Source organism: Pseudotabrizicola sp. (assembly GCF_030656345.1).
GTDB lineage: Bacteria > Pseudomonadota > Alphaproteobacteria > Rhodobacterales > Rhodobacteraceae > Pseudotabrizicola.
In genome coordinates, this window is sequence record NZ_JAUSNR010000010.1 from 462,651 (window position 1) to 474,754 (window position 12,104).

Genomic DNA, 12,104 nt, shown 5'->3' on the forward strand with positions numbered 1-12,104 from the left:
CGCAACCCAAGGCAGACTGGGGGCGGGCAGATCGAAGGCGGCTTTCTTGAGAAGCCGCGTTGTTCGCTGCGTGGTCTGATTATGACAGGAAAACACGCCCACGAGCCAAACTGGGTAGGGCTGGCCCGAGGCTGCAATAGCTAGCGCCAGTCTGTCGGTTGGGCCGGCTATGGCGAGGCTTTGCAGCTTGCAGCAGGGCCCGAATTAGGCCAAGTTGGGGTCGATGAAGGCGCTCAGTTGGGACTTGTTGAGGGCGCCCACCTTGGTGGCCGCCACTTTGCCGTCTTTGAACAGCATTAGCGTAGGGATGCCGCGAATGCCGAACTGGGCCGGCACCGCACGGCTTTCATCGACGTTGATTTTGGCGATCTGCAACTTGCCCTGGTAGTGGGTGGCCAGTTCATCCAGAATGGGCGCCACAGTGCGACAGGGGCCACACCACTCGGCCCAAAAATCGACCAACACCGGCAGGGAGGACTTGAGCACGTCGGCATCGAAGCTGCTGTCGGTGACTTGCTTGATCAGGGGATTGGCCATGTGGGATTGCCTCGCTATTTTGAGTCGCTGCGGAACTTAGGGCGGGTTCGGGAAAAATGGGGGGGGGGTGACGAGCCTCGACCCCGGCACTGGATTCACAGTTAGGGCTGCTTGGGTCCCCACCTGACCCGGTTGGCCGCTTCTCCATGCGGGAAGGCCCGTCGGGGTCGATTGTATGCCAATGTGCTGAGTGCGCGCAGGCGAGTGCGCTTAAGGCCGCTGGGTGCGCAGGCCAGAGGGTGGGCGTTACACTGCGGCTTTTGTTTTTGTAGCGCTCGATGGACATCGTTTTATTGCTCAAGGCCGCCGTGATGGGGTTGGTGCAGGGCATTACCGAATTTTTGCCGATTTCATCTACCGGGCACCTGATTCTGACCTCGGCGCTGCTCGGGCTGTATGGCGAGAAGGTGCGGCTGTTCGAGGTGGTGATCCAGGTTGGGGCGCTTTTGGCGATCGTCTCGGTCTTTCTGGAGCGGTTGTGGGCCACCGCGCAAGGGCTACCGCGCGGCGACGCGGTGGCGTGGCGCTTCACCAGCAACCTGTTTATCGGTTGCCTGCCGGCGGTGCTGCTGGGAGTGTTGTTTTTCGACTTCATCACCGGGGTGCTGTTCAACCCGCTGGTGGTGGCCTTCACGTTCATCTCGGGCGGGCTGGTGATCTTGTGGGTGGAGGCGCGGCAGGCACGCCAGCCGCCGCAGCGCATCCAAGAGGTGGACGCGGTGGGCTGGCGCGACTCGCTCACCGTCGGGTTGATCCAGTGCCTGGCGCTGGTGCCGGGCGTGAGCCGCTCGGGCGCCACCATCATCGGGGCCATGGCTTTTGGCTTTTCGCGCCGCGCCGCCACCGAGTTCAGCTTTTTTCTCTCGATCCCGATGCTGCTGGGGGCGGCGGGCTACGATTTGTTTAAAAATTTAGACCTGCTCACGCGCGCCGATCTGCCGTTTTTCGCCGTCGGCATGATCGTGACCTGGCTTTCGGCTTGGGCTTGCGTGCGCTGGCTGCTGCGTTACGTGGCGCAGCACACCTTCGTGCCCTTTGCCTGGTACCGGATTGCCTTCGGGCTGCTGGTGCTGCTCACCGCCTACATGGGCTGGGTGGACTGGACGCGCTGAAAGCCCCCCTCAGGAGCCGCCGGCGAAGCTGCGCAGCGCCCGGTCGATGGCCAGCGCGCTTTCCTCGGGCCGCTCCATCGGGAACAGGTGGCTGCCCTCCAGGGTTTGCAGCCGGTCGCTGGGCGTGTGGCCCACCAGCTTGTGCGTGAGCCCCATGCCCACTTGGCGCAGCTCCACCGATTCGCTGCCGCCGACGAAGGCCAGCGGGCACGCCAGCGGGTGGCGGCGCAGCAGCCGGTCGAAGTGGTCCGGCAAGGTGTTGTAGATGGCGGTTTCGACTTCGCGCTCAAAGCTGAGCACGCGCTTGCTGCCCTGCGCCGTGGCGGCCTCGTGCGTGCCGTGGGCAATGTAGTCGCGCAGCACCCGTTCGTCCCAGCGCGCAAAAGCTTTTTTGTGGGCGAAGTGCGCCAGCGCTTCCTCGGCGCTGGCCCAGCTGTTGCGCCGCTTGCGGCTGACCTGCCCCGGCGAGACGGCACCGATGAGCCGCGTCTGCTTGGCCGCTTGCAGCGCGCGGGCGCGCCAGCCACTGAGCAGCGGGGAGTCGAGCAGCACCACGCCGGCCACCGGCCGGCCGCCCAGCAGCGGGAATTTGGCGGCGCACATCAGGCTCAGGTAGCCGCCCAGCGAATGGCCCACCAGATACAGGGGGGACTCCCGATCGGCCGCGCTGGCGTACTCGCGCAGCACGAAATCGGCCAGTTGCTGCACCAGGTGCGGCCAGTTGCTGCTGACTGGGTAGGCCGGGTCGTGGCCAAACTTCTCGGGCGCGCGCACCGCGTAGCCCAGTTGCTGCAAGCGCTCAAACAGCACGCGGTAGGTGGGACCGGGAAAGCTGTTGGCGTGTGAAAACACGATCCGGGGTCTGGTGGAGGCACTTAGGGAATCGGTCGATGACATGGATTGGGTTTCGGGTGATGGGTGCAGCTGGGATTTTCGCCTAGAAGGGCGTCCGAAGCGGTCGCCCAGGTGGCCACCACATCCGGGACAATGCGCTGTTGAAAGAACGCCCCAAAATGGCACCCGCCCCATGAGCAAAGCCTTCACCAAAGAAACCGATCACGACGACGACGACGATGCCACCGCTGGCGCAGCGCCGCTGCCTGCCGGCGGCAAGAACTACATCACGCCCGCCGGCCATGCGCGGCTGCGCGCCGAGCTGCTGCATCTGCTCGACGTCGAGCGCCCGCGCGTGGTCGAGGTGGTGCACTGGGCCGCCAGCAACGGCGACCGCTCGGAAAACGGCGACTACCTGTACGGCAAAAAACGCCTGCGCGAGATCGACCGCCGCATCCGTTTTTTGTGCAAACGCCTGGAAATCGCAGTGGTGGTCGATCCCGCTTTGCAGCACGGCAGCGAACAGGTGTTTTTTGGGGCCAGCGTGGTGTTTGCCCGCGCCGACGGCAGCCAGACCTGCGTCACCATTCTGGGCATCGACGAAGCCGACCCCAGTCTGGGTCAGATCAGTTGGGTGGCCCCGGTGGCGCAGGCCCTGCTGAAGGCGCGCGTGGGTGACGAGGTGCGCTTGCGCACCCCGGCAGGCTGGGAGCTGCTGGAGGTGATCGAGGTCAGCTACCCGGCCGCTGCGGCCGCAGGCGCTGAGCCCGCACCACCGCCGGCGTGCGCTTGAGCTGGCGCAGCACCCGCGCCAAATGCACCCGGTCGCGCACCGCCAGCGCAAAGCGCAGGTCGATGGTGCTCTGGCCGCGCTCGTCGCCCATGTGCAGGTGCGTGATGTCGGCATCCGCCGCCGCCAGCGCCGCCGCCACCTTGGCCAGCACGCCGGTGCCGTTGTTGACGGTGACGAGCACGCTGGTCTCGAAGGCGCGCGTGGGTTCCTCGGCCCACTCGACCTCTAGGAAGCGCTCGCTGTCGCGGTGCAGCAGGCGTTTGCCGGTGGGGCAGTCGTCGGTGTGCACCACCAAGCCGTCGCCCTTGCCCAAGTAGCCCACGATGCGGTCGCCCGGAATGGGCAGGCAGCAGTCGGCGTATTGCACCGAGGCGCCTTCGCTGCCGTCGAGCGAAACCACGCCTTGGCTGGCTTGGTCTTCGGCGGCTATGCCGTAGCGCTCTTGGCTGATTAAAAGCACATCGGGCTTGTGGCCGATCTCGCCCAGCAGCGCCGCCAGCTTCTTGGACACCATGCCCGCAATGCGCTTGCCCAGCCCGAGGTCGGTGAGCAGTTCGCGGCGGTTGCGGTTGCCGGTAAAGCGCAGCAGCTTGTCCCATGTGGCTTGGTGGGCGGCATCGGTCTCGTCGGGCAGGCCGATGAAGCCCTCGGCGCGCAAGGCCTGCAGCAGCAGCCGCTCGCCCAGCGCGTGCGACTCCTCCAGCGCCAGCGTTTTCAGGTGGTGCCGGATCTTGGAGCGTGCACGCCCGGTTTTGACAAAACCGAGCCAGCTCGGGTTGGGCTGCGCGTGCGGCGAGGTGAGGATCTCTACCATATCGCCATTTTTGAGCCGGGTGCTCAAGGGCACCTGTTCGCCGTTGATTTTGGCCCCGATGGCGCGGTTGCCCACGTCGGAGTGGATGGTGTAGGCAAAATCCACCACCGTGGCCCCGTGCGCCAGCGTGAGGATGCGGCTCTTGGGCGTGAACACATAGACCGAATCGGGGAACAGGTCGATTTTGATGTGGTCCCAGAACTCGGCTGCGTCTTGGCTGACTTGTTGGATGTCAAGCAGCGATTGCAGCCAGCGCGCGTCGGGTTCTTGCTGCACCGGACCATCGGCGGCGCTGGCCTTGTAGAGCCAGTGCGCGGCCACGCCCGATTCGGCCACCACATCCATGGCCGGGGTGCGCAACTGGAACTCGATGTTGGCACCAAACGGCCCCACCAGCGTGGTGTGCAGCGACTGGTAGCCATTCATCTTGGCGATGGCGATGTAGTCGCGGAACTTGTCCGGCAGCGGTTTGTAAATTTGGTGCAAGATGCCCAGCGCCCGGTAGCAATCGAGCAGCTCAGGCAGGATGACGCGAAAGCCGTAGAGGTCGGTGACTTGGGCAAAGGACAGGTGCTTGCTGTCCATTTTGTTGTAGATGGAAAACAGCGTTTTTTCGCGCCCGACGATGCGCGCTTCCAGCCCGTGGCGCAACAAGGCCCCCTCGACTTCACCGCGCACTTTGGCCACCAAGTCTTGGCGCCGGTTGCGCGATTTTTCCAGCGCCTTGGACAGCGCCTGGTAGCGCCACGGGTGCAGGTGCCTGAAGGCGAGATCTTGCAACTCGCGGTAGTTGTTGTTCAGGCCCAAGCGGTGCGCGATGGGGGCGTAGATTTCCAGCGTTTCGGTGCTGATGCGGCTCCATTTGCGGCGCGGCATGTCGCCCAGGGTGCGCATGTTGTGGGTGCGGTCGGCCAGCTTGATGAGGATCACGCGCACGTCGCGCGCCATGGCCAGCAGCATCTTGCGAAAGGATTCGGCTTGGTTTTGCTCGCGGCTGTCGAATTCGAGCTTGTCGAGCTTGGTCAGTCCATCGACCAGATCGGCCACTTGGGGGCCGAACTGTTGCACCAAGTCGGCTTTGGAGCAGCCGCAGTCTTCGAGCACATCGTGCATCAGGGCCGCGCACAGGGCTTGGGCGTCGAGTTTCCATTCGGTGCACTGCAGCGCGACGGCAATCGGGTGCGTCACGTAGGGATCGCCGTTGTTGCGCAACTGCCCCAAGTGGGCTTGGTCGGCAAAGCGAAAGGCTAGCCGCACCTGCTCGATTTCGGCGGCGTTGAGGTAATCTAGGGCCGATTCGAGCGCAGAAAAACTGGCCGCAACAGCGGCCGACGGTGCCGCTGGGGCATTGGCACGTGGGCTTGCGATGACTTCGTCGCTCATGGTAAGCCCTACTTTAGCCGGAACGGCGCTGGCGTGCAGAACCAACGCCAAAATTTACCCGGCGCTGAGCGGCAGCGCAGCCCGGGTTGGGGGCTCAGGAAGGCACTTTTTTGAGCATTTCCAGCCCGATTTTGCCGTCGGCAATTTCGCGCAGGGCGGTCACAACCGATTTGTTCTTGCTCTCGACCTTGGGCGTGTGGCCCTGGTTGAGCATGCGCGCCCGGTAGGTGGCGGCCAACACGAGCTGGAAGCGGTTGGGGATTTTTTCCAGACAGTCTTCGACGGTGATGCGGGCCATGGGTGTGCAAAAAGGTTGTGTGGGGAGGATGGGGAGAGGGATCAAGCGATTTGCAGCGCGCTGAAGGTGTCCGCACGCCGGCGGCGCTGGGTGGCCACACGCAAGCGCTGGGCGTGGGCGATCGACTGCAGATCAGACAGGGCGCGCTCAAATGAATCATTGATTATAACGAAGTCGAAGCGATCGACTTGGGCCACCTCTTGCACGGCGTTGCGCAGCCGCAGCTCGATCACCTCGGCGCTGTCTTCGGCGCGCCGTTGCAGCCTGGTGCGCAGCTCCTCCCAACTGGGGGGAAGCACGAAAATCAGGGCCGCATGCGGGAATTGTTGCTTGATCTGCAGGGCGCCCTGGTAGTCGATCTCGAGCACCAGGTCGGCCCCGTTGCGCAGCGCCTCGGCCAGCGCCAGGTGCGAGGTGCCGTAGCGCTGGCCGTGCACGTGCGCCCACTCGACGAAGGCCCCCGCTGCCAGCAACTGGTCAAAGGTCTGGGCGCTCACAAAGTGGTATTCGCGCCCATTGCGCTCTTGGCCCCGCGGGGCCCGGGTGGTGTGCGAGATCGACAAGGCCAGCAGCGTATCGGCTTGCCGCCACGCCTTGACGAGGCTCGATTTGCCGGTGCCGCTGGCGGCACAGACCACGTAAAGGTTGCCGGGGTAATCCATCTTTATTCGAGATTTTGCACCTGTTCGCGCATTTGCTCGATCAGCACTTTCATTTCCACCGCAATGCGCGTCAGGGTGAGGCTGGAGGATTTGCTGCCCAAGGTGTTGGCCTCGCGTTGCAGTTCTTGGATCAAAAAATCGAGCCGCTTGCCGACCTCGCCGCCGCGCTGCAGCACGTCGCCGATCTCGCTCAGGTGCGACTGCAGGCGCGTCAGTTCTTCAGCGATGTCAAGCCGCAGCGCGTAGGCGGTGGCTTCGGTCAGGGCGCGCTCGTGGGCCGCCGCCGGGGCGGGGCTGGAGTCGGCGCCGGTGTGGCCCATGGCCTCGTTCCAGCGCTCCAGAAAACGCAGCCGCTGCTGCTCGACCTGGGCCGGCACCAAGGGCTGGGCCTGTTGCGCCAGCGCCTGCAACTGTGCGAGCCGCTCGTGCAGCATTTGGACCAGCCGTTCGCCCTCGCGTTGGCGGGCGTGGCGCAGCTCGTCGAGCACCTGTGCGGCCAAGCTGGACGCGGCCTCGGTCAAGGCGGCCGGCAGTGGCGGCGTGCGCGCCAGCAATTGCAGCAGCTCGGCCACCGAGAGTTCGCGCGCATGGGGCAGCCAAGTGCGGATCTGGTCTTGCATAGACAGCAATTTTTGCAGTTCGGCGCTGTTGGGAGCGCGCCATGCGGCCTCGGTGCGGCCCTCGACCCACGCCCGCAACTCGACCTTGCCGCGCTTGAGGCTGGCTTGCAGGCGCTCACGCAGCGCGGGTTCGCAGGCGCGCAGTTCATCGCCTAAGCGAAACCCCAAGTCCAGAAAGCGGCTGTTGACGGAACGAATCTCCACCCCCAGCACGAGCTCGGGCGAGTGGGGGGCGGCCTCGGTGGGGCGCAGGCGCTGGGTGGCGCAGGCATAGCCGGTCATGCTGTAAACTGGCACGGATTCACTCTTTTCTTGTTGCAACGATGCGGGTTTTGCTCTGTTCCGATTATGTCAAAGACCAAGCCCGCTCCCTTGCCCCCCGAAACCCTGATTGGCGGCTACCGGGTGCTGCGTCTGTTGGCCAGTGGCGGGTTTGGCTTGGTCTATCTGGCGCTCGACCCGGCCGGGCAGAAGGTGGCGCTCAAGGAATACCTGCCCGCTGCCTTGGCCTTGCGCGCGCCGGGCGAGTTGCTGCCGCAGGTGCCGCCCGAAAAGCTCTCCCTGTACCGGCTCGGGCTCAAAAGCTTTTTTGAAGAAGGGCGGGCGCTGGCGCAAATTTCGCACCCATCGGTGGTCGGGGTGCGGCATTTTTTTCGAGAAAACGAGACCGTCTATATGGTCATGGACCTGCTCGAAGGCGCCTCGCTGCAGGAGTTCATCGTCACGGCGCGCGCGCTCAAGCGCAAAAAGATTTTTCGTGAAGCCACCATCCGCTCGCTCTACGACGAGTTGCTGCGTGGCTTGCGCATCGTGCACCAGCACAAAATGCTGCACTTGGATATCAAGCCGGCCAACATTTTTATTACTGACGCCAACAAACCCATTTTGATCGATTTTGGCGCGGCCCGCGAGGTGCTCAGCGCCGAAGGCAATTTCGTGCGCCCCATGTACACGCCCGGCTTTGCCGGCCCCGAGATGTACCAGCGCGGCGCCCAGTTGGGCCCGTGGACCGATATGTATGCCGTGGGCGCCTGCCTCTACTCCTGCATGCAAGGCTACCCACCCCACGACGCCCCGCAGCGCCTTGAAAAAGACCGACTGCCGCTGGCCATGACGCGCTTGCGCGGGCTCTATTCCGACAACCTGATCGAGGTGGTGCAGTGGTGCATGGCGCTGCAGGCCACGGCGCGGCCGCAGTCGGTGTTCGAGTTGCAAAAAGAATTGCAACGCGAGCCCACCCCAGTCTTTAGCCCGCCCAGCCTAGCCGACAAACTGCGCCAGCAAGTCGGTCGTTTTTGGCCCGGTTCCTCCAAACTTCCCGTCACCCCTTCTGGGCGCTCCAGTTTTCATCCCGAGTCATGAAGTTTTCGGTTTTTCAGGCCAGCAGCCAAGGGGGGCGCGACGACAACGAAGACCGCCTCGGTTACACCTACACCCACGAGGCAATTTTGCTCACCTTGGCCGATGGCATGGGGGGGTACAGCGGGGGCGAGCAGGCGGCTGAAATTGCGGTGCGGGTGTTCACCCAGTCCTTTTTGGCGCAGGCCCGGCCGCGGCTGGCCCATCCGCCGGCTTTTTTGCAGCAGACCCTGTTGCAAGCCAACCGCGCCATTGTCGATTACGCCCGTTCCAACGACCTGTCCGAGCAGCCGCGCACCACGCTGGTGGCGGCGCTGCTGCAAGACGGGCAACTGTGGGCGGTGCACGCTGGCGATTCGCGCCTGTACGGGCTGCGCGCCGAACGGGTGTGGTTTCGCACCCGCGACCACAGCTTCCAAGACAAACCGGAGCTGTTTCAGCAGCCGTCCCGTTTGGCGAATCGAAATTTGCTGTTTACCTGCTTGGGCTCGCAATCGACGCCCTTGTTCGACCACACCGGCCCCTTGGCCTTGCAGGCCGGCGATCAGCTGCTGCTGTGCTCCGATGGCCTGTGGTCTACCCAATCCGACGCCGATCTGGTGGCGGCCCTGCAGGGCCGGGCGCTGCGCCACAGTGTGCCGGCCTTGGTGCGCCAGGCTTTGCACAAGGCCGGCCCGCGCAGCGACAACGTGTCGTTGTTGGCGCTGCAGTGGGGCGGCGATGGCGCGGCCGCAACGGGGCCCGGGGTGGCGCAGGCCGATTTGTTTGAGGGCTCGTCGATTTCCAGCTTCGGTCAGGTCGTCGACCTCGGCGGCGCCGGTGCGCTCGATGCAGGCGCTCGAATCGATGCCTTGGCCCCAAGCACCGACACCCAGCCAACCCAAGAGGAGGGTGATGATGTGTTCGATCTGGAGCGCATCGAGCAATCCATCGATGAAATCAACGCCGCCATCCGCCGCACCGCCTTGCGCCGCAACCGTCCGTAACACCTGAGCCAATTTCACATGACTGCAAACCCCTTGAGCCACCCCACCCCCGCCCGCCTCGACGCCCGCCCAGCCCATGCCCTGCGCCCGGTGCGCCTGACGCGCGCCTACACCTGCCACGCCGAGGGCTCGGTGCTGGTCGAGTTTGGCCGCACCCGGGTGCTGTGCACCGCCTCGATCGAAGACAAGGTGCCGCCGCACCAAAAAGGCAGCGGCGCCGGCTGGGTCACGGCCGAATACGGCATGCTGCCGCGCGCCACCCACACCCGCAGCGCGCGCGAGGCCGCCAAGGGCAAGCAAAGTGGGCGCACGCAAGAGATCCAGCGCCTGATCGGGCGCTCGCTGCGCGCGGTGTTCGATCTGGCGGCGCTGGGCGAGCGCACCCTCACGCTCGATTGCGACGTGCTGCAGGCCGATGGCGGCACCCGCACCGCCGCCATCACCGGCGCCTGGGTGGCGGCGCACGATGCGGTGCAGCAGTTGCTGCGCAGTGGGCAATTGGTGCGTTCGCCCCTGCTGCAACCGGTGGCGGCGGTGTCGGTCGGCTTGCTGCGGGGGCTGGCGCTGCTCGATTTGGACTACGACGAAGATTCGGCCTGCGACACCGACATGAACGTGGTCATGACCGGCGCCGGCCATTTCGTGGAAGTGCAGGGCACCGCCGAAGGCCAGCCCTTCAGCCACGAGCAGATGAGCCAGATGCTGCGCCTGGCCGAAAGCGGCATCACCGAGCTGATCGCGCTGCAACGCGCCGCCGTGGCGGCCCCCGTGCCCGGCTTGGCCCTGCCGCAGCCGTGAAGCCGGCGCTGACCCTGGTGCTGGCGACCCACAACGCCGGCAAACTGGCCGAATTGCAAGCGCTGCTGCAGCCTTTGGGCGTGCGGCTGCTGAGCCAGTCTGAGCTGGGCATTGCCGAGGCCGACGAGCCGCACCGCACCTTCGTAGAAAACGCCCTGGCCAAGGCGCGCCACGCCAGCGCCGCCAGCGGCCTGCCTGCGTTGGCCGACGACGCCGGCCTGTGCGTCGAGGCCTTTGGCGGCCAGCCGGGGGTGGACACCGCCTTCTACGCGACCCGCTTTGGCTACCCCAAGGGCGACGCCCACAACGTGCGCGCCTTGCTGGAGCAGATGCAGGGCCAGAGCAACCGGCGCGCCGCCTTGGTCAGCACCTTGGTGGCGCTGCGCTCGGCCGACGACCCCGAGCCATTGGTGGCCAGCGGGCGCCTGCATGGCCTGATTGCCACCGAAGCCACCGGAACGCACGGATTTGGCTTCGACCCCGTGCTCTATCTGCCCGAATACGGGCAAACCTGCGCCCAGTTGCCGCCCGCGCTCAAAAACAGCCTCAGCCACCGTGGCCAAGCGGCGCGCGCCCTGTTGGATCTGATGCGCCAGCGCTGGCTGCCTTGGGCGGGCGAGTCGTGAGCGCGGTCCAGACTGTGCGCCTAGAGCGCCCCGGCCGCATCCAGCTCACCAGCCTGCCGCCACTGGCCTTGTATGTGCACCTGCCCTGGTGCCTGAAAAAATGCCCCTACTGCGACTTCAATTCGCATGCTCTGCAAGGCGCGGCCCCCCCGCCTTGGGAGCGCTATCTGCAAGCGTTGCGCGCCGACCTCGAGGCCAGTCTGCCGCTGGTGTGGGGGCGTAACGTGCACAGCGTCTTCATCGGCGGCGGCACCCCCAGCCTGCTGCCGCCCGAGGCACTGGAGCGTTTGTTGTCCGACCTGCGCGCCTTGCTGCCGCTGCTGCCTGAGGTCGAAATCACGCTCGAGGCCAACCCCGGCAGCTTCGAGCGCCAGCGCTTTGCTGCCTACCGCGCCGTGGGCGTGACGCGCCTGAGCGTGGGCGTGCAATCCTTCGACGACCGCTTTTTGCACGCCTTGGGCCGGGTGCACGACGCCGCCCAGGCGCACGCGGCGGTGCAAGAGGCGGCGCAGCATTTCCAAACCTTCAACCTCGACCTGATGTATGCGCTGCCGGGCCAGACGCTGGCCGATTTGCAGCAGGACCTGGAGCGCGCCTTGGACTATGCGCCCCCGCACCTGTCGCTCTATCACCTCACGCTCGAGCCCAACACCGCCTTTGCCAAGCATCCGCCGCCGCATTTGCCCGACCAAGACAGCGCCTGGGACATGCTCGATGCCATCGGCGCCCGCTGCGCCAGCGCCGGGCTGCAGCGTTACGAGGTGTCGGCCTACGCCCGGGCCGAACACCAGTGCCGCCACAACCTGAACTACTGGCGCTTTGGCGACTACTTGGGCATAGGGGCGGGGGCGCACGGCAAGCTCAGTTTCGCGCAGCGCGTGCTGCGCCAGGTGCGCTGGCGCGACCCGCAGCGCTACATGGAGCAGGCCTTGCAGGGCCAGCCGGTTGCCAGCGAAAACGAAGTGCCCGCCAGCGAATTGCCGTTTGAATTCATGCTCAACGCGCTGCGCTTGCGCGAGGGCTTTGCGGTGGCCGATTTTGGTGCCCGCACCGGCCTGCCGCTGGCTGCCATCCAGGCCCCATTGGCCGAGGCCGAGGCCAAGGGCTGGATCGAGCGCGACGCCTGGCGCATCCGGCCCAGCGCACGCGGTTTTGATTTTCTCAACGACCTGCAAGCCCTGTTTTTGCCCTGATGTTTTCGCCCTGACGGCGGCCGTCGCGCTGCTGCCGTGCGCTGGCGCCTGGTTTTTGGCCGTGGCACCTGGTATGCCGCCATAATGCA

Annotated in this window: 13 protein-coding genes and 1 other RNA gene; 7 read left to right on the forward strand and 7 right to left on the reverse strand. The window is 65.5% G+C overall.

Going from position 1 to position 12,104, the window contains the following annotated elements; genetic code table 11:
- Positions 1–204: 204 nt before the first annotated feature.
- Both trxA and ffs read right to left on the reverse strand, forming a co-directional pair.
- Positions 205–537, reverse strand: coding sequence for a thioredoxin TrxA (gene trxA, locus Q7J44_RS05990; RefSeq protein WP_034112508.1), 333 nt, complete (start codon positions 535–537; stop codon positions 205–207).
- 66 nt (positions 538–603) lie between these two features.
- An RNA gene (gene ffs, locus Q7J44_RS05995) (signal recognition particle sRNA small type) lies at positions 604–700 on the reverse strand.
- Between the two features lie 115 nt (positions 701–815).
- Here ffs and Q7J44_RS06000 point away from each other — a divergent pair.
- On the forward strand, positions 816–1,649 hold the full coding sequence (locus Q7J44_RS06000; protein ID WP_304877955.1) for an undecaprenyl-diphosphate phosphatase: 834 nt from the start codon (positions 816–818) through the stop codon (positions 1,647–1,649).
- 9 nt (positions 1,650–1,658) lie between these two features.
- On the opposite strand, the gene Q7J44_RS06005 is transcribed toward Q7J44_RS06000, so the two are convergent.
- Entirely contained in the window at positions 1,659–2,546 is an 888-nt protein-coding gene (locus tag Q7J44_RS06005; protein ID WP_045531539.1) for an alpha/beta fold hydrolase, read from the reverse strand.
- A gap of 130 nt (positions 2,547–2,676) precedes the next feature.
- Between Q7J44_RS06005 and greB the strand changes: the two genes are divergently transcribed.
- Positions 2,677–3,276, forward strand: coding sequence for a transcription elongation factor GreB (gene greB / locus Q7J44_RS06010; RefSeq protein WP_304877958.1), 600 nt, complete (start codon positions 2,677–2,679; stop codon positions 3,274–3,276).
- On the opposite strand, the gene Q7J44_RS06015 is transcribed toward greB, so the two are convergent.
- The 4 genes from Q7J44_RS06015 to Q7J44_RS06030 form a co-directional block, all read right to left on the reverse strand.
- Positions 3,215–5,473 carry a bifunctional (p)ppGpp synthetase/guanosine-3',5'-bis(diphosphate) 3'-pyrophosphohydrolase gene (locus Q7J44_RS06015; RefSeq protein WP_304877960.1) on the reverse strand — a complete coding sequence of 753 codons (2,259 nt, stop codon included), beginning with the start codon at positions 5,471–5,473 and terminating at the stop codon, positions 3,215–3,217. The genes greB and Q7J44_RS06015 overlap by 62 nt on opposite strands.
- Positions 5,474–5,567: 94 nt before the next feature.
- Entirely contained in the window at positions 5,568–5,771 is a 204-nt protein-coding gene (gene rpoZ / locus Q7J44_RS06020) for a DNA-directed RNA polymerase subunit omega (RefSeq protein WP_034112498.1), read from the reverse strand.
- A 41-nt stretch (positions 5,772–5,812) separates the two neighbouring features.
- Positions 5,813–6,433: a guanylate kinase gene (gene gmk, locus Q7J44_RS06025; protein ID WP_304877963.1), complete on the reverse strand. Its 621-nt coding sequence runs from the start codon at positions 6,431–6,433 to the stop codon at positions 5,813–5,815.
- A 2-nt stretch (positions 6,434–6,435) separates the two neighbouring features.
- On the reverse strand, positions 6,436–7,335 hold the full coding sequence (locus Q7J44_RS06030) for a YicC/YloC family endoribonuclease (RefSeq protein ID WP_304877965.1): 900 nt from the start codon (positions 7,333–7,335) through the stop codon (positions 6,436–6,438).
- A gap of 66 nt (positions 7,336–7,401) precedes the next feature.
- Between Q7J44_RS06030 and Q7J44_RS06035 the strand changes: the two genes are divergently transcribed.
- Genes Q7J44_RS06035 through hemW form a run of 5 tightly spaced genes read left to right on the forward strand, consistent with a single transcriptional unit; the run spans position 7,402 to position 12,015 of the window.
- Positions 7,402–8,415, forward strand: a complete 1,014-nt coding sequence (locus Q7J44_RS06035; RefSeq protein WP_304877967.1) for a serine/threonine-protein kinase — start codon at positions 7,402–7,404, stop codon at positions 8,413–8,415.
- Positions 8,412–9,398, forward strand: a complete 987-nt coding sequence (locus Q7J44_RS06040; RefSeq protein ID WP_304877969.1) for a PP2C family serine/threonine-protein phosphatase — start codon at positions 8,412–8,414, stop codon at positions 9,396–9,398. The genes Q7J44_RS06035 and Q7J44_RS06040 overlap by 4 nt, the downstream gene beginning before the upstream one ends.
- A gap of 33 nt (positions 9,399–9,431) precedes the next feature.
- Positions 9,432–10,196: a ribonuclease PH gene (gene rph, locus Q7J44_RS06045; RefSeq protein ID WP_304877971.1), complete on the forward strand. Its 765-nt coding sequence runs from the start codon at positions 9,432–9,434 to the stop codon at positions 10,194–10,196.
- Complete coding sequence (gene rdgB, locus Q7J44_RS06050) at positions 10,193–10,822, forward strand: RdgB/HAM1 family non-canonical purine NTP pyrophosphatase (RefSeq protein ID WP_304877973.1); 630 nt, start codon at positions 10,193–10,195, stop codon at positions 10,820–10,822. Before rph ends, rdgB begins: the two co-directional genes overlap by 4 nt.
- A complete protein-coding gene (gene hemW, locus Q7J44_RS06055) occupies positions 10,819–12,015 on the forward strand; it encodes a radical SAM family heme chaperone HemW (RefSeq protein WP_304877975.1) in 1,197 nt (398 codons plus the stop codon). Before rdgB ends, hemW begins: the two co-directional genes overlap by 4 nt.
- Positions 12,016–12,104: the final 89 nt, after the last annotated feature.